Below are 21,017 nucleotides of genomic sequence, written 5' to 3'. Positions count from 1 at the left end.
TTCGCGGTTGCGGCGGTGTTTAGTCCGGCCATGGCCTTCACCATCCGGCAGTTGCAGTTCTTCATCGCCGTCGCCGAGCAAGGCACGGTATCGCGCGCGGCGCAAAACCTCTCCATCTCGCAATCGTCGGTCACCGAGGCGATCAAGGAACTTGAAAGCGATCTTGGCGTCGAACTGTTCGAACGCCATCCGCGCGGCCTCAACATCACCCACAAGGGTCACCAGTTCCTGCGTCACGCGACAAAGATTCTCGCCGACGTGTCCGACGCCCGCCGCTCTTTTTCCGGCGAGCAGGCCGTGGCGGGCGGGCGGCTGCAACTCGGCGTCACCTCGCTGGTCGCCGGCTATGTGCTGTCGGATCTGCTCTCACGCTACCGCCGCGCCTATCCCGGCGTCGAGGTCTCGGCCATCGAAGACAATGGCGACTACCTCGAACATCTCCTGATCGGCGGCAAGCTGGACATTGCCGTCATGGTCACCTCCAATTTGCGCGACCGCACTGCACTGCAATCGGAAATCCTCGAAGTCTCGGCTTACCGGCTGTGGCTGCCGCTCGGCCATCCCCTGGCTGGCGCCGACATTATCGGCATCGGCGATATCGCCTCCGAACCGCTGATCATGCTGACCGTTGACGAGATCGAGGAAAACACCGGCAAGCTGCTGACGGCGATCGGCGCCAGGCCGCATGTCGCCTTCCGCACCCGTTCCGTGGAGGCCGTTCGCAGCCTCGTCGCCACCGGGGCCGGCGTGGCGCTGCTGCCTGACCTCGTCTACCGACCCTGGTCGCTGGAGGGCGACCGCATCGAATCGCGCGACATTTCCGGTTCCTTGCCGGTGGTGCAGGTTGGCATGGTCTGGCGGCGGGGATCTGGCTTGGCCGCCGCGGCGCGCGATTTTGTGGGTCTTGCCCAGTCGCAGCGGACGGTGCGCCGCTAGTGTGGTCTGCTCCCGGCGACGCCGCCAGTCTTGCGCTTGCGCTTTGTGGCGGGAACCGGCTCCGCTTTGAAAGGCCCGAGCGGAGCAACCTCGAAGCGGCCGGCGCCGGCAAGCCTGACGGCGCGGCGAAACGTCGGACACTCCATCGGCCGAGCGGCGGGGCATCGGGCGGCGTGACGCAAAGCCTCCCGGATCGCGGTCAGGCGCTGGATGGTGTGGTCCAGTTCGTTGGCCTTCGCATCCAGTCGCGCCCGATCCATTTTCGGCAGGCCGTCGGGCGTCAGCATCGCGGAAATCTCGTCCAGTGCGAATCCGCCGGCGCGTCCAAGCCCAATCAAGGCGAGCCGTTCCAGGACAGCCGGATCGAACAAGCGGCGCAGGCCGCGACGGCCGGTCGAAGCAATTAGGCCCTTCTCCTCGTAGTAACGAAGTGTCGATGCGGGTACGCCGGTGCGGCGCGACACTTCGGCAATGTCCATATCTTTCATGCTTGACCTCAAGTCGGCTTGAACTCGTAAAGTGATGGCGACGATTGGTGAGAGCAACAGAAAAGTGAGGTCCGTTATGTCGCGGTCCGCACAGCCAAACACACGGCAAGCCGCGCTCTGGAACGACGCCAGCGGAAAGGCCTGGGTCGAAATGCAGCCGATCCTTGACGAGATTCTGGCGCCGTTCGAGCGGCTGGTAGTCGATGCCGGCTATCCCGGGGAAGGGGGCAACGTCCTGGACATCGGCTGCGGCGCCGGCGCGACAACTCTGGCGGTGGCGCGCCGCGTCGGCAACAACGGACGTTGTGTTGGGCTGGACATTTCGCAGCCGCTTGTCGCTCTGGCGACAGAACGCACGCAGGCGGAAGAGGTGGCAAACGCAAGTTTTGAAGTGGGCGATGCCCAGACGTATGCGTTCGAATCAGGTCGCTTCGACGCTGTTGTCTCGCGCTTTGGTATCATGTTCTTCGATGATCCCGTGGCCGCGTTCTCCAACATAAGACAGGCAGCGAGGCGCGGTGGCAAACTCGCCTTTGTTGCCTGGCGCAGTCCGGCGGAGAACGATTTCATGACGACCGCCGCGCGAGCGGCTGCGCCTTTCCTGCCGACCGCACCCGCGCCAGACCCCGATGCGCCGGGGCAGTTTGCCTTTGCCGACGGCGCCAAGGTGAAGCGGATACTTGAAGCGAGCGGCTGGTCGTCAATCGACGTCAGACAGGCGAACTTACCATGTAAGATCGCCGAAGGGGATCTGATGATGTATGCCACCCGGCTAGGGCCGCTCGCCGCCGCGCTGCGCGAGGTCGACCAGGCGACGGCCGAAAAAATTATCACGGTGTTGCCTGCTGCCTTCGCCCCTTTCGTAAAGGATGGTCAGGCTCGTTTCAACGCCGCCTGCTGGCTGGTGACGGCGCTGGCCTGAGGGAGTATATCGGAAAAACCGATATCGGCCTTCTGATAAATGAATTTGCGAAACCGGGATTTTCAAAGCACCTTCCGTTGGAAGGACCAAAGCTGCCATCAGAGTGGCGTCAAGTCCAACGGACGAGCTGACAAGTTTTTCAGTCCGCGCGTGATCTGGCGACAACCGGAGCGGTTTCAGGATCACGTGCCAAAATGGGAGATCGATATGCATTCATTCCTGAAGTCGTGCACTGCCTTGACGGTCGCGCTGACCTTCTCCGGTCAGGCCATCGCCCAGGTGAAGGAACTCGGCAAGGGCGAAGGTCAGGTCAACATCGTCGCCTGGCCGGGCTACATCGAGCGCGGCGAGACCGACAAGGGCTATGACTGGGTGAGCGCCTTCGAGAAGGAGAGCGGTTGCAAGGTCAACGTCAAGACCGCCAACACCTCGGATGAAATGGTCTCGCTGATGAACGAGGGCGGCTTCGACCTCGTCACAGCTTCGGGCGATGCCTCGCTGCGGCTCGTCGCCGGCAAGCGCGTGCAGCCGATCAACACCGATCTCATCCCGAGTTGGAAGACGGTCGACGACCGGCTGAAGGACGCGTCCTGGTTCACCGTCGACAAGGTGCATTACGGCGTCCCCTATCAGTGGGGTCCCAACATCCTGATGTACAACACCGAGGTCTTCAAGGAAGCACCGAAGAGCTGGAACGTCGTCTTCGAGGAGATGAAGCTGCCGGATGGCAAGTCCAACAAAGGCCGCGTCCAGGCCTATGACGGACCGATCCATATAGCGGATGCCGCCAATTATTTGATGTTCCACAAGCCGGAACTCGGCATCAAGGATCCCTACGAATTGAACGAGGACCAGTACAAGGCGGCGCTCGAATTGCTGCGCGTCCAGCGCACGCTGGTTGGCCGCTACTGGCACGACGCCGCCATCCAGGTCGACGATTTCCAGAACGAAGGCGTCGTTGCATCAGGCTCGTGGCCGTACCAGGTCAACACGCTGGTCGCCGCCAAGAAGCCGGTCGCCTCGACCGTGCCGGAAGAAGGCGTCACCGGCTGGGCCGACACCACCATGATGGAAGCCGACGCCGCTCACCCGAACTGCGCCTATATGTGGCTCGAGCATTCGCTGGCGCCGAAGGTGCAGGGCGATGTCTCCGCCTGGTTCGGCTCGCTGCCGGTCGTGCCGGCCGCCTGCAAGGGCAACGAGCTGCTCGGCGAGGAAGGCTGCAAGACCAACGGCTACGACAATTTCGACAAGATCAAGTTCTGGAAGACGCCGGTTTCCAAATGCGCCACGCAGAACGACCAGTGCGTGCCCTATTACCGCTGGGTCTCGGATTACATCGGCGTCATAGGCGGCCGGTGAGTTCGCTTCGCTAGAGAGGTAGGCGCTGCCCCTCACCCCTGCCTCTCCCCGTGAAGATCAGGGAGAGGCAGTTGCCAGCGTTGGTGCTTGTCCCTTCTCCTCGTCACTATACGGGGAGAAGGTGCCGGCAGGCGGATGAGGGGCGGCGCGATCGCCTGAAAATTTGATGAGCCTGAAAGATCAGGACACCCCATGATATCAGCCGTTTCCTTTCAAAAAGCCTCGCGCCATTTCGGCAGCGTTCGCGCTGTCGACGCTGTCGATCTCGACATCGCGCCGGGCGAATTCTTCGCCATGCTCGGGCCGTCCGGTTCGGGCAAGACCACGTGCCTGCGTCTCATCGCCGGCTTCGAGCAGCCGACGGCGGGTTCCATCTCGATCTTCGGCGAGCGGGCCGAGGGCGTGCCGCCCTACCGCCGCAACGTCAACACCGTGTTCCAGGACTACGCGCTGTTCCCGCATCTCAACGTGCTCGACAACGTCGCCTACGGGCTGATGGTCAAGCGTGTCGGCAAGGCCGAGCGGCACAAGGCGGCGGAAGAAGCGCTGTCGCTGGTGCGGCTGCCCGGCTATGGCGCGCGCCGGCCCGGCCAGCTTTCCGGGGGTCAGCGCCAGCGTGTCGCGCTCGCCCGTGCCCTGGTCAACCAGCCCAAGGTGCTGCTGCTCGACGAGCCGCTCGGCGCGCTCGACCTCAAGCTGCGCGAAAACATGCAGGAAGAGCTGAAATCGCTGCAGAAGGCGCTCGGCATCACCTTCGTCTTCGTCACTCACGACCAGGGCGAGGCGCTGTCGATGGCCGATCGCGTCGCCGTCTTCAACGATGGCAGGATCATGCAGATCGGCACGCCCGAGGATATCTACCAGCGGCCGAGCACGCGTTTCGTCGCCGATTTCGTCGGCTCCTCCAACGTGTTGCCGCCCGATTTCGTGCAGCGTTATTCCGGCCAGCGCCGCTGGGGCAGCCTGCGCCCTGAATCCATTCGTGTCGGCCGCGCGGCGAGCGGCGAAGGCGTCGCCGCGCGCCTCGTCTCGACCAACTATCTCGGCGCCACGACAAGGCTGGCGCTCGATGCCGACGGGTTGAAACTGCACGCCGTGGTGCCTGCGGGAACGCCCCTGCCGGCCGAAGGTGAGGCGGTCATGCTCACCTTCAACCGCGAGCATCTGCACCTGATGGACGAGCCGGTATGAGCCTCGACGCTACCATGCCGCGTGCCACGGCGCCCGCCATCCTGCCCGGCAGCGGCGGCATGCGCGGTGCGCTCTCAGACCTCTTCTGGCGCCGGCCAAAAGTCCTGCTGCTGCTGATGCTAGTTCCGCCAGTGCTGTGGCTCGGCATCGTCTATATCGGCTCGTTGTTCGCGCTGCTGGCCCAGAGTTTTTTCTCGATCGACGAGTTCTCGGGCCTGATCAATCGCCAATTCACGCTGAAGACCTATGGCGACCTGCTCCAGGCCGCCAATCTCGACATCATCCTGCGTACGGTGACGATGGCCGCACTGGTCACGCTTGCCTCCGCCATAATCGCTTTCCCGATCGCCTACTATGCGGCGCGCTATGCGCGCGGCCGCTGGAAGGCGCTGTTCTATCTCGGGGTCATGCTGCCGCTGTGGTCGAGCTATCTGGTCAAGATCTATGCCTGGAAGCTGATCCTGGCCAAGGAAGGCATCCTCACCTGGCTGCTCGCCAAGCTCAACCTGTTGTGGCTGCTCGACGCCTGGCTGTCGCTGCCGGTGGTCGGCGGCAATTCGCTGTCGGTGTCGTTCACCGGCACTTTCATCGTGTTCGTGTATGTCTGGCTGCCGTTCATGATCCTCCCCGTTCAGGCAGCCCTGGAGCGGGTGCCTGGCAATCTGGTCGAGGCCTCGTCCGATCTCGGTGCTTCGCCGGGGCAGACATTCCGCAACGTCTTATTCCCGCTGGCGCTGCCCGGCATCGTCGCCGGTTCTATCTTCACCTTTTCGCTGACATTGGGCGACTACATCATCCCGCAGATCATCGGCACCTCGCGCCTCTTCATCGGCCAGGCCGTCTACTCGCAGCAAGGCACCGCCGGCAACATACCGCTCGCCGCCGCCTTCACCGTGGTGCCCATCGTCATTATGGGCTTCTATCTCTGGGGCGCCAAGCGAATGGGGGCTTTCGATGCGCTCTGACCGTGGTCAATCCGCTCCCCTCGGCCTGAAGATCGCCGCCGCCAGCGGCCTGCTCTTCCTGCATCTGCCGATCCTGCTGATCTTCGTCTATGCTTTCACGACGGAAGAGAAGAGCTTCGTCTGGCCACCGCCGGGGCTGACCACGCAATGGTTCGCCGTCACCTGGAACCGGCCCGATGTCTGGGAAGCGCTGTCGCTGTCGGTGCGCGTCGCCGCCATTTCGACCGCGATCGCGCTGCTGCTCGGCACGCTCTGCGCCGCAGCTGTGTCACGGACGAAATTCTTCGGCCGCGAGACCATCTCGCTGCTGGTCATCCTGCCCATCGCGCTGCCCGGGATCATCACCGGCATCGCGCTGCGCTCGGCCTTTTCGCTGGCCGAAATCCCGTTCTCGTTCTGGACGATCGTGCTCGGCCACGCCACTTTCTGCGTGGTCGTCGTCTACAACAACGCGGTCGCTCGTTTCCGCCGCACCTCCGGTTCGATGATCGAGGCCTCGATGGATCTCGGCGCCGATGGCTTCCAGACCTTTCGCCATGTCCTGCTGCCCAACATCGCCACCGCACTGCTCGCAGGCGGCATGCTGGCCTTCGCCCTCTCGTTCGATGAGGTCATCGTCACCACCTTCACCGCCGGCCAGCAGCAGACCGTGCCGATCTGGATGCTGGAGGAACTGATCCGCCCGCGCCAGCGCCCGGTCACCAATGTCGTGGCCATGGTGGTCGTGCTGGTGACGCTGCTGCCGATCCTGTTTGCCTATTACCTGACCCGCGACGGTGACCAGATCGCCGGTTCGGGCAAATGAAAGTAGTGAGTAGTGAGTAGTGAGTAGATTTGGTCCGCTCTTTAACTACTCACTACTCACTAATTACCCCATTCGCTTCTGCCCCAAGGAGACACCATGGACACCCAGATGCTGATCGGCTCGAAATTCGAGAAGGGCACCGAGACCGAGGAGCCGATCCTCAATCCGAAGACCGGGGCGACCATCCTCAATCTGCCCGAGGCCAGCCAGGCACAGATCGAGGCGGCGGTGAGCGCCGCCGAAAAGGCGTTCGCCTTGTGGTCGCGCACCACGCCGGCACAGCGCTCCGGCTACCTCCTGAAGATCGCCGACCGCATCGAGACCGAGGCGCAGGAGTTCGCGACGCTGGAGGCGTTGAATTGCGGCAAGCCGATCAATGCGGTGCTCAATGACGAAATCCCGGCCATCGTCGACTGCTACCGCTTCTTCGCCGGGGCGGTGCGCTCTATGCCAGGTGTGGTAGCGGGCGAATATCTGCCCGGCCACACTTCGATGGTCCGGCGCGACCCGATCGGTATCGTCGCCTCGATCGCGCCATGGAACTATCCGCTGATGATGATGGCCTGGAAGCTGGCGCCGGCAATCGCCGGCGGCAACACGGTGGTTTTCAAGCCGTCGGAGCAGACGCCGTTGACGGCGCTGAAGCTGGCGACGATCCTGGCCGATGTCCTGCCCGAGGGCGTCGTTAATGTCGTGCTTGGCCGGGGCGACAGCGTCGGCAACACGCTGATCAATCACCCCAGGGTCAACATGATCTCGATCACCGGCGACGTCGCCACCGGCAAGAAGGTGCTGCAGGCCGCCGCCAAATCGGTCAAGCGCACGCATCTGGAACTCGGCGGCAAAGCGCCGGTCATCGTTTTCGACGACGCCGACCTTGGCGCCGTCGTCAAAGGCCTGCGCGCCTTCGGCTACTACAATGCCGGCCAGGACTGCACCGCCGCCTGCCGCATCTATGCCGGCAAGAAGATCTACGACAAGCTTGTCGCCGATCTCTCCACCGCCGTCTCGACCATCAAATACAATCTATCAGACGACGCCGAGAACGAAATCGGGCCGCTGATCTCGCGGCGCCAGCGCGACCGCGTCTCGAGCTTCGTGGAACGTGCTTCGGAGCTGAAGCACATCGAGATCACCACCGGCGGCAAGCCGGGCGAGGGCACCGGCTTCTACTACCAGCCGACCGTCGTCGCCGGCGCGCTGCAGGAGGATGAGATCGTGCGCCGCGAAGTGTTCGGCCCCGTTGTCTCGATAACCCGTTTCACGGAAGTGGACGAAGCGGTGAACTGGGCCAACGACAGCGATTACGGCCTTGCGTCATCCGTATGGACAAAGGACGTCTCGCGCGCCATGGCGACCGCCTCGCGGCTGCAATATGGCTGCACCTGGATCAACACCCATTTCATGCTGACCAACGAGATGCCGCATGGCGGCCTGAAACAATCCGGCTACGGCAAGGACATGTCGCTCTATGCGCTGGAGGATTATACCGCCGTGCGCCATGTGATGGTTGCGCATGGGTGAGAAGCGGTCGCCGCTGGCGATCAATCGACAACGATTTGTCGATCGAAGCGACGAACGCCCGGAGCCATTAGCGAAGGGCCGGGCGCCGGATGAGGGGCAGCGCAAGCTTCTGCGATGCCGGCGCTGCCCCTCATCTGCCTGCGGCATCTCCTCCCGTGAACGGGAGAAGAACTCCAGCCGCTACTCCACGATGCGATAGATGTTCCACAGGCTGGTGCCCGACACGACATAGGGCTCCATCTCCTTGCCCCATTTGGCGTGCGCGTCGATCTTGCCGATCTTGGCGAACATCGCCTCCAACTGGGCCAGGCTTTCGACCTGGTGATGCGACTCGACCGTCGCTTCACGGGCGCCGATCGATCCGGTCATGATCTGGAATTTGAGCTCGGTGAGGCCGACCTGCGAGCCGATCTCGCGTTCCCATTTCCGCATCAGCTCGAGCACCGTCTGCTTGTGCCCGAACTTGGCATCGATCTGCCATCTGGCGCTGAACATGTTGGTTCTCCTCCATCACTTGCGGCTCAGGCCGCGGGTTGATCTACTCGTCCCAGGCCTGCACGACGGTTTGGCGCGCGATCAGGCCGTTCTTCAGCTCCAGCATCGCCGCGCAGAACACCTTGGTGCCGTCCGGGTAGGCGCATGCCTGGGTGAATGCCAGGCTGTCGCCGTGGGCGATGGTGGTGTCGACCTTGTGGGTCATCGCCCGGCTGCAGATGTCGTCCCAGAACGTCGTGATCGCCGCGCGCCCGCGGATTTCGCGCGGCTTGCTCGGCGGGTTGTTGCGGTCGATCACCCGCACCAGCGCATCATCGGCATAGAAGCTCGACAGCATCTTGCCGTCACGGCCTTCGATCGCTTTCTTGATCGCCGCGCCATCCACGGCTTGGGTCTTGGTCAGCATTTTATCCTCCCTATGCCCGTCTTCACGATCGGGCGTTTGACGTTTGAGGTGTCGCCCGGCGCTCGCCGACGGGCGGTGTCTTTCACTGTGACTTGGCCTTAACTGCCGCAAACACGCCGTCGGTCTGCTTCTTGAAGGTGGCCAGATCGACCTGGCTGCCGTTGAGGATCGTCGACCAGTGGCGCACGATCGCGGCCATCGCGATCGTCTCCTTGATCTCTTCGTCCGATGCGCCGTTGAGCTTGGCGGCCTCGGTGTGGAAATAGATGCAATACTGGCACGGGATCTGCGACGCGACCGCCAGCCCCATCAGCTCCTTGGTCTTGCCGTCGAGCGCGGTCTTGGGATTGAGCTGGACCCCCTTGATCTCGGCCCAGGCGCCGGCGATGGCGACGTCAGGCAGTGTCTTGAACATATCCGGCACCGAGCCGAGCGTCGCCTCGATGTCCTTGTAGGCTGCTGCCGCCGACGCATCCTCGGCTTTCGCCGGAGTGATCGTGAACAGCGCGCCAATGCCCGCCGCGATCACCAGTGACCTGACGTTCAGTTTTGACTTGGGCATTTCATCCTCCGTTCGCAGCGCCTTTCCGGCGATATCCGCCTTGGCCTGCATGGGGGAATTGATAGCGCCTATGGCGGTGCGCCTGCTTCGCCCGAAAGCGCCATGGCTCTCATGGCCCGTCCGGGCCAGTCTGCCTGGCGGAAAATGCCGCCGCGGCCGCTCGCGACGGCAGGTCGAGCTTGAGCAGTATGTTGGCGACGTGGCGCTTGACCGTGTGCTCGCTCAGCCTGAGTTCGGCGGCGATCGCCGCATTGCTCTTGCCGTCGGCGATCAAATTCACGACTTCGCTCTCGCGCGCGGTCAGGCAAGCCGGTTCGGTCGCTTTGGTCTTGGGCCGGCAGGCCGGCTCCAGGTGCTGTTCGGACATCGCAAGCACAAACGCCAGCGGCTCGTCCAGCTCGTCGATGCCCACACGCCCGCGATCGACGAAATGAAGACCCGAGCCGACGGCCAGATCGGCGACCAGCCTCGACGCCAATATCTCGCCGCGCCCGGCGTGAGCGGCGAGTTGTATCGTCACGCGGCCCGTCAATCCTGCAGGAGGGCCGCGCGACTCGATCTCGCCGACATGCGCCCCTTGCGCGCTTGCCACCCCGATTTGCTGCGCCGCGTCCCGCAACGCCGCCGCGCAACGCAAGGCACGCCCAGGGCCGTCGAAGCGCGAAATCATCATCTCGGAGTGCATGTCCGCGCAGCGCCCGCCATGGCGCGTCACAAGGGTCCGCCATGTCTCATGGAAATGCTGGCTGCGTTCGCTCCACATCCGGTCTCCGAGGCGGGCCGTGTCGTAGATCCGAGTCACGAGAAGCGCAGCCAGAACGCGTTCGGCTTCCACCACGGCGCGCTCGCCGGTCAGGAACTCCTCGATCAGGTCGGCGACCCGGTCGACATCACCGGTCCAGATCGGGTGGTCGCGTCCAGGGATTTCGACCAGCCGCGCGTTGGGGATTTTCCTGGCCAGAAAGCGGCTGGCGTCGGGGTCGACCCGCACATCGTTGCGGCGATGGATCAGCAGCGTCGGCGCGCCGATTGCCGCCAGGATGCCGCGCACATCGATCCCCGCGTTCATCCGCGCCAGCGTCGCCGCCGCGGTAGGGCTTGCCGACAGCCGCTCGAAGCGCGCCCACCAGGTTGAAAAGCGGGTATCGTCGACCCTGCCCGGTGCGAAATTGGGCAAGGTGGCGCCTGTGCCCCAGGCCGTCTCGGCCGTCGCGATGAAGGCTTCCAGACGCTCCGGCGGCATCACCCATTTGTGGAAATGCGCGTAGCCGCCATAGAGCGCCAGTGCCCGCGTCCGCTCTGGATAGGTGGCGGCGAACAGCATCGCCAGCGGCGCGCCTTCCGAAGCCCCAAGGATCGACGCGCGGCCGCTGCCGACCGCATCCATCACCGCGCGCACATCATCCATGCGGGTCTCGAGGCTGGGCAGGTGATGGACATCGACGCGGTCGGAAAGACCCGTGCCGCGCTTGTCGAACAGGATCAGCCGCGAGAAGGCCGAAAGCCGCCTCAGGAGCCTGGTATAGCCCTCGTCTTCCCAGTGCAGGTCGAGGTTGGAGATGAAGCCGGGGACGAAGACGAGGTCAAACGACCCCTGGCCGACCACCTGATAGGCGATCCGCACCTCGCCACTAAGGGCGTATCGGGTCTCGATCGGCCTCACGAGGGTGTCCGCCCGGCCTGACGATTTCTGATCGCCAACCATAGCAGAGCCGCGCCGGTTGCGGCAGCTTATATTTTAGCGGAAATGAATGTAGCCGGCGGCCGACGCGGTTACTTTTGCGACGCGGCGACGTCGCCAGGCGAGGCCGCGAGGCCGAGCTTGAGATCGGCCTCCGCCGGCGTGATCGGCCGTTTGATCCTGGCCGAAGCGACCACGACCAGTTCGTCGAAGCCTTCACCGCCGCTGTCCAGCATCTCGAAGAACTGGCGCCGCATTCTCGGCTCCCAGAACTTGTTGATATGCTCGGCGACGCCGGCAACGCCTTCCTCGCGTGGCCTGGAGTGGAAAAAGGCGGCGATCTGGTTGGCCATACGCACCAGCTTTTCCCCCGTGCTCATGATGTGCTCTTCGTCATGCGACATGCTGGGCAACTCCCGAAATCACCCGGTCGGGGTGGGTAAAAACATCGAAATCGTCGCCACGCACCAGCGCCACCAGCGTCATGCCGGCCTCTTCCGCGGTGCGGATGGCAAGGGCCGTCGGCGCCGAGACGGCGATGATGAAGGCTGAACCGATCGCCGCCGTCTTCTGCACCATTTCGACCGAAACACGGCTGGTCACCACGACGGCGCCCGATGCGCCATCGATATTGGCCTTGGCCAGCGCGCCGGCTAGCTTGTCCAGCGCATTGTGGCGGCCGACATCCTCGCGCGCCATGACGACGCCCTTGCCAGGGACGTAGAAGCCGGCTGCATGCACGGCGCCTGTCTCGGTATGCAGCGGCTGTACCTTCGACAGCAGCTTGACCGAGCGGGTGATATCGTCGGCCTCAAGCGTAAGTTTCGACGCACCCACCGGATCGACCGAGCGCATCGCTTCCTCGATGGATTCGATGCCGCACAGCCCGCAGCCCACCGGTCCGGCAAGCCGCCGCCGCCGCGCCTCGAAGCGCGTATTGGCCTGGTCCTTCAGCCGGATCTGGATGTCGATGCCGGCGCCATGATCCTCGACCTCGATGGCTTCGATCTCATCAGGCGCAGCGATGATGCCTTCGGTGAGCGAGAAGCCGAGCGCGAAATCCTCGAAATCGGCGGGGCTCGCCATCATCACCGCATGCGTGGTGCCGGCGAAGGAGAACGCCACTGGCGTCTCCTCCGGCACCATGCGGTTGGCCGCAGCCGTGCCGCTGGCGCGGTGCGCCAGTCGCGATATCTGCGTCGTCGCTTTGCGGCGCGGGGCCAAAACTACTCCGCCGCCTGCAGCGGAGCGATGCGGCGGCTCTGCTTGGCCTGCTCGTCATAGTCGCGCTGCCATTCCGACGGGCCGTTGGAAGCGCCGACCTGCACCGCGGTCACCTTGTATTCCGGACAATTGGTCGCCCAGTCGGAGAAGTCGGTGGTGATGACGTTGGCCTGCGTGTCGGGATGGTGGAAGGTCGTGTAGACCACGCCCGGCGACACCCGGTCGGTGATCAGCGCGCGCAGCGTCGTCTCGCCCGAACGGCTGGTCAGCCGGACCCAGTCGCCATCGCGCAGGCCACGATTTTCTGCGTCGTGCGGATGGATTTCCAGCCTGTCCTCGGAGTGCCACATGACATTTTCGGTGCGCCGCGTCTGCGCGCCGACATTGTACTGCGACAGGATACGGCCGGTGGTCAGCAGCAGCGGGAAGCGCGGTCCGGTTCTTTCGTCCGTCGCCACATATTCGGTGCGGATGAACTTGCCCTTGCCGCGCACGAAGCCATCGACATGCATGATCGGGGTGCCAAGCGGCGCCTTGTCGTTGCAGGGCCATTGCACGGAGCCGACCCGGTCGAGCAGGTCGAAGGAGACGTTGGCGAAGCTTGGCGTCGTCTTGGCGATCTCGTCCATGATTTCGGACGGATGCGTATAGTTCCAGTCGAGGCCGATCGCACGGGCGAGTTCCTGCGTCGCCTCCCAATCGGCGTAGCGCGCCTTCGGTTCCAGCACCTTGCGCACCATATTGATGCGGCGTTCGGCATTGGTGAACGTGCCGTCCTTCTCGAGGAAGGTCGAGCCCGGCAGGAAGACATGCGCGTAGTTCGCCGTCTCGTTGAGGAAGAGGTCGTGCACCACCACGCATTCCATCGCGGCCAAGCCGGCGGCGACATGCTTGGTGTCGGGATCGGACTGCAGGATGTCCTCGCCCTGGATGTAGATGCCCTTGAACGAGCCGTCGACGGCGGCATCCAGCATGTTGGGAATGCGCAGGCCGGGTTCGTCGTCGAGCTTCACGCCCCATAGGCTTTCGTAGATGTCGCGCACCGCGTCACCCGAAATGTGCCGGTAGCCCGGCAGCTCATGCGGGAACGAGCCCATGTCGCAGGAGCCCTGCACATTGTTCTGGCCGCGCAGCGGGTTCACGCCGACGCCAGGCCGGCCGATATTGCCGGTGGCCATTGCGAGGTTGGCGATCGCCATCACCGTGGTCGAGCCCTGGCTGTGCTCGGTGACGCCGAGGCCGTAATAGATCGCGCCATTGCCGCCCTTGGCGTAGAGACGGGCGGCACCGCGGATCAACTCCGGATCGACGCCGGACAGCTTGCCGACGATTTCGGGGCTGTTTTCCGGCAGGGCGACGAAGGACGCCCAGTCCTGGAACTCAGCCCAGTCGCAGCGCTCGCGGATGAAGGCTTCGTCGAAAAGGCCCTCGGTGACGATGACATGCGCCAGCGAGGTCAGCACGGCGACATTGGTGCCGGGCTTCAGCGGCAAATGGTAGTCGGCTTCGACATGGGCCGACTTGACCATCTCGGTGCGGCGCGGGTCGAGCACGATCAGCTTGGCGCCCTGACGCAGCCGCTTCTTCAGCCGCGAGGCGAACACCGGGTGCGCGGAAGCCGGATTGGCGCCGATGATGACGGCGACGTCGGTGAATTCGACGGAATCGAAGTCCTGCGTGCCGGCCGAGGTGCCGTAGGTCTGGCCGAGCCCATAGCCGGTCGGCGAATGGCAGACACGCGCGCAGGTGTCGACATTATTGTTGCGGAAGCCTTGGCGAACCAGCTTCTGGACGAGGTAGGTCTCCTCATTCGTGCAGCGCGAGGAGGTGATGCCGCCGATCGCGGTGCGGCCGTACTGGTACTGGATGCGGCGGAATTCCTTGGCCGTATGGGCGATCGCCTCTTCCCAGCTCACTTCGCGCCACGGATCGCTGACCTTTTCGCGGATCATCGGCGACAGGATGCGGTCCTTGTGGGTGGCATAACCGTAAGCGAAGCGGCCCTTCACGCAGGAATGGCCATGGTTGGCCATGCCCTCCTTGTAGGGCATCATGCGGATGACTTCGTCGCCCTTCACTTCGGCCTTGAACGAGCAGCCGACGCCGCAATAGGCGCAGGTGGTCACGGCCGAGCGCTCCGGCAGGCCCTTTTCGAGCACGGTCTTCTCGCGCAGCGCATCGGTCGGACAGGCCTGCACGCAGGCACCGCAGGACACGCATTCGGAGGCAATGAAGTCCTCGTGCATGCCGGCGACCATGCGCGATTCGAAGCCGCGGCCCTCGATGGTCAGCGCGAAAGTGCCTTGCACCTCCTCGCAGGCGCGCACGCAGCGCGAGCAGACGATGCACTGCGCCGGATCATAGGTGAAATAGGGGTTGGACTCATCACGGGCGATGTAGTCGACCGCGAGCGAGCCATGGCCCGGCGCGACGCCATTTTCTTCCTTGACGTGGTTGCGGCCCTCAACGCCGTAGCGATTTTCGGTCAGGCCGACAGACTTCGCCACCACATCGAACTCGCTGGCGCCAGTTCCGGCCTTCTCGTGCCAGCCGGTCGGATGGTCGGAGACGTAGAGTTCCATGACGCCCCGGCGGATGGCGTCGAGCCTGTCCGACTGCGTGCGCACCACCATGCCTTCGCCGACAGGCGTCGTGCAGGAAGCCGGCGTACCGCCGCGCCCGTCGATTTCGACGAGGCAGACGCGGCAGGAACCGAAGGAGTCCAGCATGTCGGTGGCGCAGAGCTTGGGGATCTCCACCCCGCCTTCCATCGCCGCACGCATGATCGACGTGCCTTCAGGCACGCTGATGCTGCGGCCATCGACGGTCAGCGTGACCTGTTTTTGCGCCTTCGACTCCGGAGTTCCGTAGTCAATCTCTTCGATCAGCGTTGGGAAGTCGGCCTTGATGTTCATCTGCCAGCTCCTATTCAGCAGCCACGCGCGCTGGCGCGGGCTTGAAATCCTCGGGGAAATGGGTGATCGAGCTCATCACCGGGTAGGGCGTGAAGCCGCCCAGCGCGCAGAGCGAACCGAACTTCATCGTGTTGCAGAGGTCGGTAACCAGAGCGAGGTTCTTTTCCGGCTCGATTCCGGCGGCGAGCCTGTCGATGGTTTCCACGCCCCGCGTCGAGCCGATGCGGCAAGGAGTGCACTTGCCGCAGCTTTCGATGGCGCAGAACTCCATGGCGAAGCGTGCCTGCTTCAGCATGTCGGCGGTATCGTCGAAAACCGTGATGCCGGCATGGCCGATCAGCCCATCGCGCTTGGCGAATTCCTCGTAGTCGAACGGCGTGTCGAACAGTGCGCGCGGGAAGTAGGCGCCGAGCGGTCCGCCAACCTGCACCGCCTTCACTGGGCGCCCGGTGGACGTGCCGCCGCCGATCTCGTCGACGATCTCGCCCAGCGTCAGGCCGAAAGCGGTTTCGAACAGGCCGCCTTGCTTGACGTTGCCGGCGATCTGGATCGGGATCGTGCCGCGCGAGCGGCCCATGCCAAAATCCTTGTAGAAGGCGGCGCCCTTGTCCATGATGATGGGTACGGAAGCCAGCGAAATGACGTTGTTGATCACCGTCGGCTTGCCGAACAAACCCTGTATCGCGGGCAGCGGCGGCTTGGCGCGCACCACGCCGCGCTTGCCTTCCAGGCTGTTCAAGAGCGAGGTTTCCTCGCCGCAGACATAGGCGCCGGCACCGACGCGGATTTCCATGTCGAAGGCGTTGGGCGAACCCAGCACATTGACGCCGAGCACACCGGCCTTGCGGGCGATCTCGACGGCCTTGTTCATGACAGCCACCGCGTGCGGATATTCCGAGCGGATATAGACGAAACCCTTGGTCGCGCCGGTGGCGATGCCAGCGATGGTCATGCCTTCGATGAGCACGAAGGGGTCGCCCTCCATGATCATGCGGTCGGCGAAGGTGGCGCTGTCGCCCTCATCGGCATTGCAGACGATGTATTTGCGCTCCGATGTCGTATCGAGCACCGTCTTCCATTTGATGCCGGTCGGGAAGCCTGCGCCGCCGCGGCCGCGCAGGCCGGAGTCGGTGACCTGCTTGACGACGTCGGCGGGCGCCATGGCCACCGCGTTCCGCAGGCCGCTCAGTCCGCCGAGCGATTTGTAGGCATCGAGCGACAGCGGGTCGTTGATGCCACAACGTGCAAACGTCAAGCGAGTTTGTTTGGCCAGGAACGGAATCTTGTCCGGTGCGCCGAGCCAGCGCTTGTGATGGCCGCCGGTGAGAAAACCGCTGTCGAACAGGCTCTTCACGTCCGACGGTTTCACCGGCCCGTAGGCGACACGGCCATTGGCCGTCGCCACTTCGACCATCGGTTCGAGGAAATAGGCGCCGCGCGAGCCGTTGCGCACAATCTTGGCCTCGATGCCGCGCTCCGCGAGTTCCTTGGCGACGGCCTTCGCGACCTTTTCCGCGCCCAGCGCCAGTGCGCCGGAATCGCCGGGAATATAGATGCGGGGGGTCATGAGCGCACCTCGGCGACGATCTCGTCGATCCTGTCGTCATCCAACCGACCGATCACCTCGCCATCCAGCATCGCAGACGGCGAGCAGGCGCACAGCCCGAGGCAATAGACCGGTTCCAGCGTAACCGATCCGTCACGCGTGGTCTCATGGAAGTCGATGCCGAGCAACTGCTTGACCTTGGCGGCGACCGCGTCCGAACCCATCGACTGGCAGGCTTCCGCCTGGCAGAGCTTGAGCACGTGCCGCCCGGCCGGGCGCGCGCGGAAATCATGATAGAAAGTCACGACACCATGCACCTCGGCCCTGGACAGGTTCAGGCCGTCGGCAATGATGGGGACGGCATCCTGCGGGACGTGGCCGAATTCTTCCTGGATGCCGTGGAGGATCGGCAGCAGCGGACCCTCGAGGTCCTTCAACTCCTGGATAATCGCCGCCGTGCGCGATGCGATCTCGGTACTTGCAGGCTGCATCGTCATGCAGCGCCCTCCCTGGTCGATAGCTTTTATCGCTAAGTCTTTACAAAATCAGAGGAAACCCGCGAAATCAATAAAGCTGTTTCGTTGCTCGATAGAAATCTTCTATCGACGAGCTTCGCTCAGCATTGTCTAGCCTAGCGGTGGGCGCGGAAATCGTCTGCCAGCGCCATCGCCTCGTCCAGCAGCGCCTGCACCAGCGGCGTGTGCGGCTCGCGCGGCGCGGCGACCAGCCCGACTGTGTGGCTGGCATCGGGCTCGACGATCGGAATGGCCCGGATCGGTTCGGAAAAACCGAATGTTTCCGCAAGGTTGAGTGGCATGATCGATGACCATTTGCCGGTCCGGATGTGCGAGAAGAGCACGATCATCGAATTCGATTCCAGCGTCGGCCGCACCTGCACGCCGGCTTCCGCCAGGTGCTGGTCGATGATGCGGCGGTTCTGCATGTCCGGCGTCAGAAGGCACAGCGGCAACTGGCTGATCTCGGACCATGTCACTTTGTCGCGGTCGGAATAGGGATTGCCGATTGCGGTGATCAATTGGTAGCGCTCGTCATAGAGGGGCACGCTGGTCACCCGTCCCAGCGGTTCGTTGTCGAGATAGGTGATGCCCGCGTCGACATCGAAATTGCCAAGCAGCGACAGCACTTCGATCGAGGTCCGCGACAGCACCGAAAAGGTGACGCCTGGGTGCTTGTCTCGAAAGGGCGTCGTTAATCTCGCGACCATCGCCAATGCCGTCGGGATTGCTGCAATCCGGATGCGGCCGGAAAGGCCATACCGGGCGGCGCGCATCTCCTCGCGCATGGTCCTGGAGTCGCCGACGATGCGGCGCGCCCAGACCAACACTTGCTTGCCCTCCGGGGTCAGCCCCTGGAACCGCGACCCGCGATTGACCAACATGACGCCGAGCTGGCCCTCGAGCTGCTTGATGCCGGCCGACAGGGTCGGCTGCGTGACCCCGCACGCCTCGGCCGCCCGGCCGAAGTGCTCTTCCTTGGCCAGCGCGATGAAGAATTCCAGCTTGTCGATCATTGGCGGAAGCTATCCGGCGCGGTGGCGTCGCGCCAGATGGTGTCGCGCTCAAACCTCCAATGCATGTCGCCCGAAAGTGACTTCGGTTTTGGGACAACGACATGCATAAAAAAGCGATCGCGCCGCGCTGCCTCGATCGCCGGATCTACCGATCCACGAGATTGAGGATGTTGCCGTCCGGATCCTTGAACCATGCGACTTTCATGCCGCCGCCGACATGCAGGTCGCCCTCCATCGTTAGGCCGGGCATCTCGTAATGCTCGAAGGCGACACCCTTCGACTTGAGGGCGTCGACGACATCGGCGATGGCGTCGCCGACCCTCCAGGTTACCGCCGTCGCCTTGTTGGTCCCTGCGAATTCGGAACGATAGACATTGATCGTGGTATCGCCGCTTTTGTAGACGATCAATTCGCCGCCCTCATCGTGCACCTGTTCCAGGCCGAGTGTTCTCTCATAGAAGGCCTTGGCCTTTGCCAGATCCTTCACGGCGAGGTTTGCCGATGCGTTGCTGTTTGCAAGCATGATCGTCTCCTTCCCTGGTTGTCATTCCCTCTGGTCATGGAAATAGGTCGCCCAGGCCGCTTGACGACCGCCATCATGCCTGGCGCTTGGAGCGGTCCGCGATCTGCACTATGTGAGCTGCAGCCGAACGCCAGGGAACAACAGCCATGTCCATCACCAAGGAAATCGTCACCGAACGGCTGAAGACGGTCAACGGGCCGGACTTTACCGGCAACATCGTCGACCTCGGCATGGTTTCGGAGATTTTCATCGCCGATTCGAAAGTGTTCTTCTCGATCACCGTTCCCGCCGCGCGCGCCCAGGAGATGGAGCCGTTGCGCGCCGCCGCCGAGCGGGTGGTGAAGGCCATTCCCGGCGTCGCCGGTGCGGTCGTCGCGCTGACGGCTGAAAAGAAAGGCGGCGGCATGGAGGCGTCGGTTCCATCGCGTCCCGCACCCAGGCCGGCGCCGACGGCTCCGGTCGCTGCGGCCCCGCGGGCGGCTCCGCATGCTCCCGCTTCGCAGAGCCAGGGCAAGCGCGGCGTGCCCGGCATCGAGGCGATCATAGCGGTTGCTTCCGGCAAGGGTGGCGTCGGCAAGTCGACCACGGCCGTCAACCTGGCGCTTGGCCTGGCCGCCAATGGCTTGCGGGTCGGTGTGCTGGATGCCGACATCTATGGCCCGTCGATGCCCAGACTGCTTAACATCCATGGCCGGCCGCAGACGGTCGACGGCAAGATCCTGAAACCGATGGAGAATTACGGCCTCAAGGTGATGTCGATGGGTTTCCTCGTCGATGAGGAGACGCCGATGATCTGGCGCGGGCCGATGGTGATGTCGGCGCTGACGCAGATGCTGCGCGAGGTTGAATGGGGGCGGCTCGACGTGCTCGTCGTCGATATGCCGCCCGGCACGGGCGATGCGCAACTGACCATGGCCCAGCAGGTGCCGTTGGCGGGTGCCGTCATCGTCTCGACGCCGCAGGACCTGGCACTGATCGATGCCCGCAAGGGCCTCAATATGTTCAGGAAAGTCGATGTGCCGCTGCTCGGCATCGTCGAGAACATGAGTTACTTCATCGCCCCGGATACCGGCAAGCGATACGACATCTTCGGCCATGGCGGCGCGCGCCGCGAGGCGGAGAGGCTCGGCGTCACCTTCCTCGGCGAGGTGCCGCTTGAAATGGGCATCCGCGAGAGCTCCGACGCCGGCACGCCCGTGGTCGTCTCGAAGCCGGATGGCGCCGAGGCGAAAATCTATCGCGATATCGCCTCCAAGGTCTGGGAAAGGGTCAACGAGGAACGCGGCGCGGCCGAAGCGGCCGTGCCGAGTATCGTCTTTGAGTGAACCCTCACGGGGAGTGCGTCAGCCGCCCACTTTCTCGCCGAAAGCCGAAAAGAACTGTCCGGCCAGTTTCTTCGACGTCGATTCGATCAGCCGGCTGCCGAGTTGCGCGATCTTGCCGCCGACTTCTGCCTTGGCCGCATATTTGAGGACCGTCGCGTCCGGCCCGTCGGCGGTGAGCGTGACGTCGGCGCCGCCCTTGGCGAAGCCGGCGATGCCGCCCTTGCCTTCGCCCTGGATGGTGTAGGCATGCGGCGGCTTGAGATTCCTGAGCGTCACTTCGCCGTTGAAGGTGGCCTTGATCGGCCCGATCTTCAGCACCACCGTTGCCGCCATCTCGGTCGCCGATTTCATTTCCAGGCTCTGGCAGCCTGGGATGGCGCCCCTCAGGACGGCTGGGTCGTTCAGCGCTTCCCACACTTTCTGCACGGGTGCGGCGATACGTTCCTCGCCCTCGATCACCAAAGCCATCTAAACCTCCCGCATCGCCGATGTCGGATTGGTCGTAGCGTGCGGCTCGATAGCTGTCTATCGCACCAAAGTCCGGATTCAGATCACGCGTGCCCCTTGCCTGCATCCGCGCGTTGTCATATCGATTTGTCATACAAATACGGAGACC

At 63.8% G+C, this 21,017-nt stretch carries 21 protein-coding genes; 8 read left to right on the top strand and 13 right to left on the bottom strand.

Annotation, left to right across the window (positions count from 1 at the left end):
- Window positions 1-30 precede the first annotated feature (30 nt).
- A complete protein-coding gene (locus tag FJ950_RS02480; protein WP_015314134.1) occupies window positions 31-936 on the top strand; it encodes a LysR substrate-binding domain-containing protein in 906 nt (301 codons plus the stop codon).
- On the opposite strand, the gene FJ950_RS02475 is transcribed toward FJ950_RS02480, so the two are convergent.
- The gene (locus tag FJ950_RS02475) at window positions 933-1,424 is read right to left on the bottom strand and encodes a helix-turn-helix domain-containing protein (RefSeq protein WP_140614870.1); all 492 of its coding nucleotides are present in this window, start codon (window positions 1,422-1,424) and stop codon (window positions 933-935) included. The genes FJ950_RS02480 and FJ950_RS02475 overlap by 4 nt on opposite strands.
- A 76-nt stretch (window positions 1,425-1,500) precedes the next feature.
- Between FJ950_RS02475 and FJ950_RS02470 the strand changes: the two genes are divergently transcribed.
- From FJ950_RS02470 to FJ950_RS02445, 6 genes are all read left to right on the top strand, one after another.
- Window positions 1,501-2,346 (top strand): class I SAM-dependent methyltransferase, encoded by an 846-nt coding sequence (locus FJ950_RS02470; protein ID WP_140614869.1) that lies wholly within the window; start codon window positions 1,501-1,503, stop codon window positions 2,344-2,346.
- A 207-nt stretch (window positions 2,347-2,553) separates the two neighbouring features.
- On the top strand, window positions 2,554-3,708 hold the full coding sequence (locus FJ950_RS02465) for an ABC transporter substrate-binding protein (protein WP_140614868.1): 1,155 nt from the start codon (window positions 2,554-2,556) through the stop codon (window positions 3,706-3,708).
- A gap of 192 nt (window positions 3,709-3,900) precedes the next feature.
- Window positions 3,901-4,899: an ABC transporter ATP-binding protein gene (locus tag FJ950_RS02460; RefSeq protein ID WP_140614867.1), complete on the top strand. Its 999-nt coding sequence runs from the start codon at window positions 3,901-3,903 to the stop codon at window positions 4,897-4,899.
- A gap of 14 nt (window positions 4,900-4,913) precedes the next feature.
- Window positions 4,914-5,864: an ABC transporter permease gene (locus FJ950_RS02455; RefSeq protein WP_181171059.1), complete on the top strand. Its 951-nt coding sequence runs from the start codon at window positions 4,914-4,916 to the stop codon at window positions 5,862-5,864.
- Window positions 5,854-6,669, top strand: coding sequence for an ABC transporter permease (locus FJ950_RS02450; protein WP_140614865.1), 816 nt, complete (start codon window positions 5,854-5,856; stop codon window positions 6,667-6,669). Before FJ950_RS02455 ends, FJ950_RS02450 begins: the two co-directional genes overlap by 11 nt.
- A 96-nt stretch (window positions 6,670-6,765) precedes the next feature.
- Window positions 6,766-8,193 carry a gamma-aminobutyraldehyde dehydrogenase gene (locus FJ950_RS02445; RefSeq protein ID WP_140614864.1) on the top strand — a complete coding sequence of 476 codons (1,428 nt, stop codon included), beginning with the start codon at window positions 6,766-6,768 and terminating at the stop codon, window positions 8,191-8,193.
- 180 nt (window positions 8,194-8,373) lie between these two features.
- Here the strand turns inward: FJ950_RS02445 and FJ950_RS02440 are convergent, their stop codons facing one another.
- The 11 genes from FJ950_RS02440 to FJ950_RS02390 form a co-directional block, all read right to left on the bottom strand.
- The gene (locus FJ950_RS02440) at window positions 8,374-8,688 is read right to left on the bottom strand and encodes a hypothetical protein (protein ID WP_015314126.1); all 315 of its coding nucleotides are present in this window, start codon (window positions 8,686-8,688) and stop codon (window positions 8,374-8,376) included.
- 43 nt (window positions 8,689-8,731) lie between these two features.
- Window positions 8,732-9,094, bottom strand: coding sequence for a nuclear transport factor 2 family protein (locus FJ950_RS02435; RefSeq protein WP_015314125.1), 363 nt, complete (start codon window positions 9,092-9,094; stop codon window positions 8,732-8,734).
- Between the two features lie 82 nt (window positions 9,095-9,176).
- Window positions 9,177-9,656: a carboxymuconolactone decarboxylase family protein gene (locus FJ950_RS02430; RefSeq protein WP_015314124.1), complete on the bottom strand. Its 480-nt coding sequence runs from the start codon at window positions 9,654-9,656 to the stop codon at window positions 9,177-9,179.
- A 109-nt stretch (window positions 9,657-9,765) separates the two neighbouring features.
- Window positions 9,766-11,319 carry an alpha/beta fold hydrolase gene (locus tag FJ950_RS02425; protein ID WP_140614863.1) on the bottom strand — a complete coding sequence of 518 codons (1,554 nt, stop codon included), beginning with the start codon at window positions 11,317-11,319 and terminating at the stop codon, window positions 9,766-9,768.
- Window positions 11,320-11,429: 110 nt separating this feature from the next.
- Window positions 11,430-11,741, bottom strand: a complete 312-nt coding sequence (locus FJ950_RS02420; protein ID WP_015314122.1) for a formate dehydrogenase subunit delta — start codon at window positions 11,739-11,741, stop codon at window positions 11,430-11,432.
- Entirely contained in the window at window positions 11,731-12,561 is an 831-nt protein-coding gene (gene fdhD, locus FJ950_RS02415; protein WP_140614862.1) for a formate dehydrogenase accessory sulfurtransferase FdhD, read from the bottom strand. The genes FJ950_RS02420 and fdhD overlap by 11 nt, the downstream gene beginning before the upstream one ends.
- Before the next feature lie 2 nt (window positions 12,562-12,563).
- Complete coding sequence (gene fdhF / locus FJ950_RS02410) at window positions 12,564-15,476, bottom strand: formate dehydrogenase subunit alpha (RefSeq protein WP_140614861.1); 2,913 nt, start codon at window positions 15,474-15,476, stop codon at window positions 12,564-12,566.
- A 10-nt stretch (window positions 15,477-15,486) separates the two neighbouring features.
- Window positions 15,487-17,043 carry an NADH-quinone oxidoreductase subunit NuoF gene (locus FJ950_RS02405; RefSeq protein ID WP_140614860.1) on the bottom strand — a complete coding sequence of 519 codons (1,557 nt, stop codon included), beginning with the start codon at window positions 17,041-17,043 and terminating at the stop codon, window positions 15,487-15,489.
- Window positions 17,040-17,519, bottom strand: a complete 480-nt coding sequence (locus FJ950_RS02400) for a formate dehydrogenase subunit gamma (RefSeq protein ID WP_140614859.1) — start codon at window positions 17,517-17,519, stop codon at window positions 17,040-17,042. The genes FJ950_RS02405 and FJ950_RS02400 overlap by 4 nt, the downstream gene beginning before the upstream one ends.
- Window positions 17,520-17,653: 134 nt before the next feature.
- The gene (locus tag FJ950_RS02395; protein ID WP_015314117.1) at window positions 17,654-18,553 is read right to left on the bottom strand and encodes a LysR family transcriptional regulator; all 900 of its coding nucleotides are present in this window, start codon (window positions 18,551-18,553) and stop codon (window positions 17,654-17,656) included.
- A gap of 145 nt (window positions 18,554-18,698) precedes the next feature.
- On the bottom strand, window positions 18,699-19,076 hold the full coding sequence (locus tag FJ950_RS02390) for a VOC family protein (RefSeq protein ID WP_140614858.1): 378 nt from the start codon (window positions 19,074-19,076) through the stop codon (window positions 18,699-18,701).
- Between the two features lie 146 nt (window positions 19,077-19,222).
- Between FJ950_RS02390 and FJ950_RS02385 the strand changes: the two genes are divergently transcribed.
- Window positions 19,223-20,401: an Mrp/NBP35 family ATP-binding protein gene (locus tag FJ950_RS02385; RefSeq protein WP_140614857.1), complete on the top strand. Its 1,179-nt coding sequence runs from the start codon at window positions 19,223-19,225 to the stop codon at window positions 20,399-20,401.
- Window positions 20,402-20,419: 18 nt separating this feature from the next.
- Here the strand turns inward: FJ950_RS02385 and FJ950_RS02380 are convergent, their stop codons facing one another.
- Window positions 20,420-20,869, bottom strand: coding sequence for a carbon monoxide dehydrogenase subunit G (locus FJ950_RS02380; RefSeq protein ID WP_140614856.1), 450 nt, complete (start codon window positions 20,867-20,869; stop codon window positions 20,420-20,422).
- Window positions 20,870-21,017 lie beyond the last annotated feature (148 nt).

It is taken from the genome of Mesorhizobium sp. B2-3-14 (assembly GCF_006442175.1).
GTDB lineage: Bacteria > Pseudomonadota > Alphaproteobacteria > Rhizobiales > Rhizobiaceae > Mesorhizobium > Mesorhizobium australicum.
This window is presented reverse-complemented; position numbering and strand designations above follow the sequence as displayed.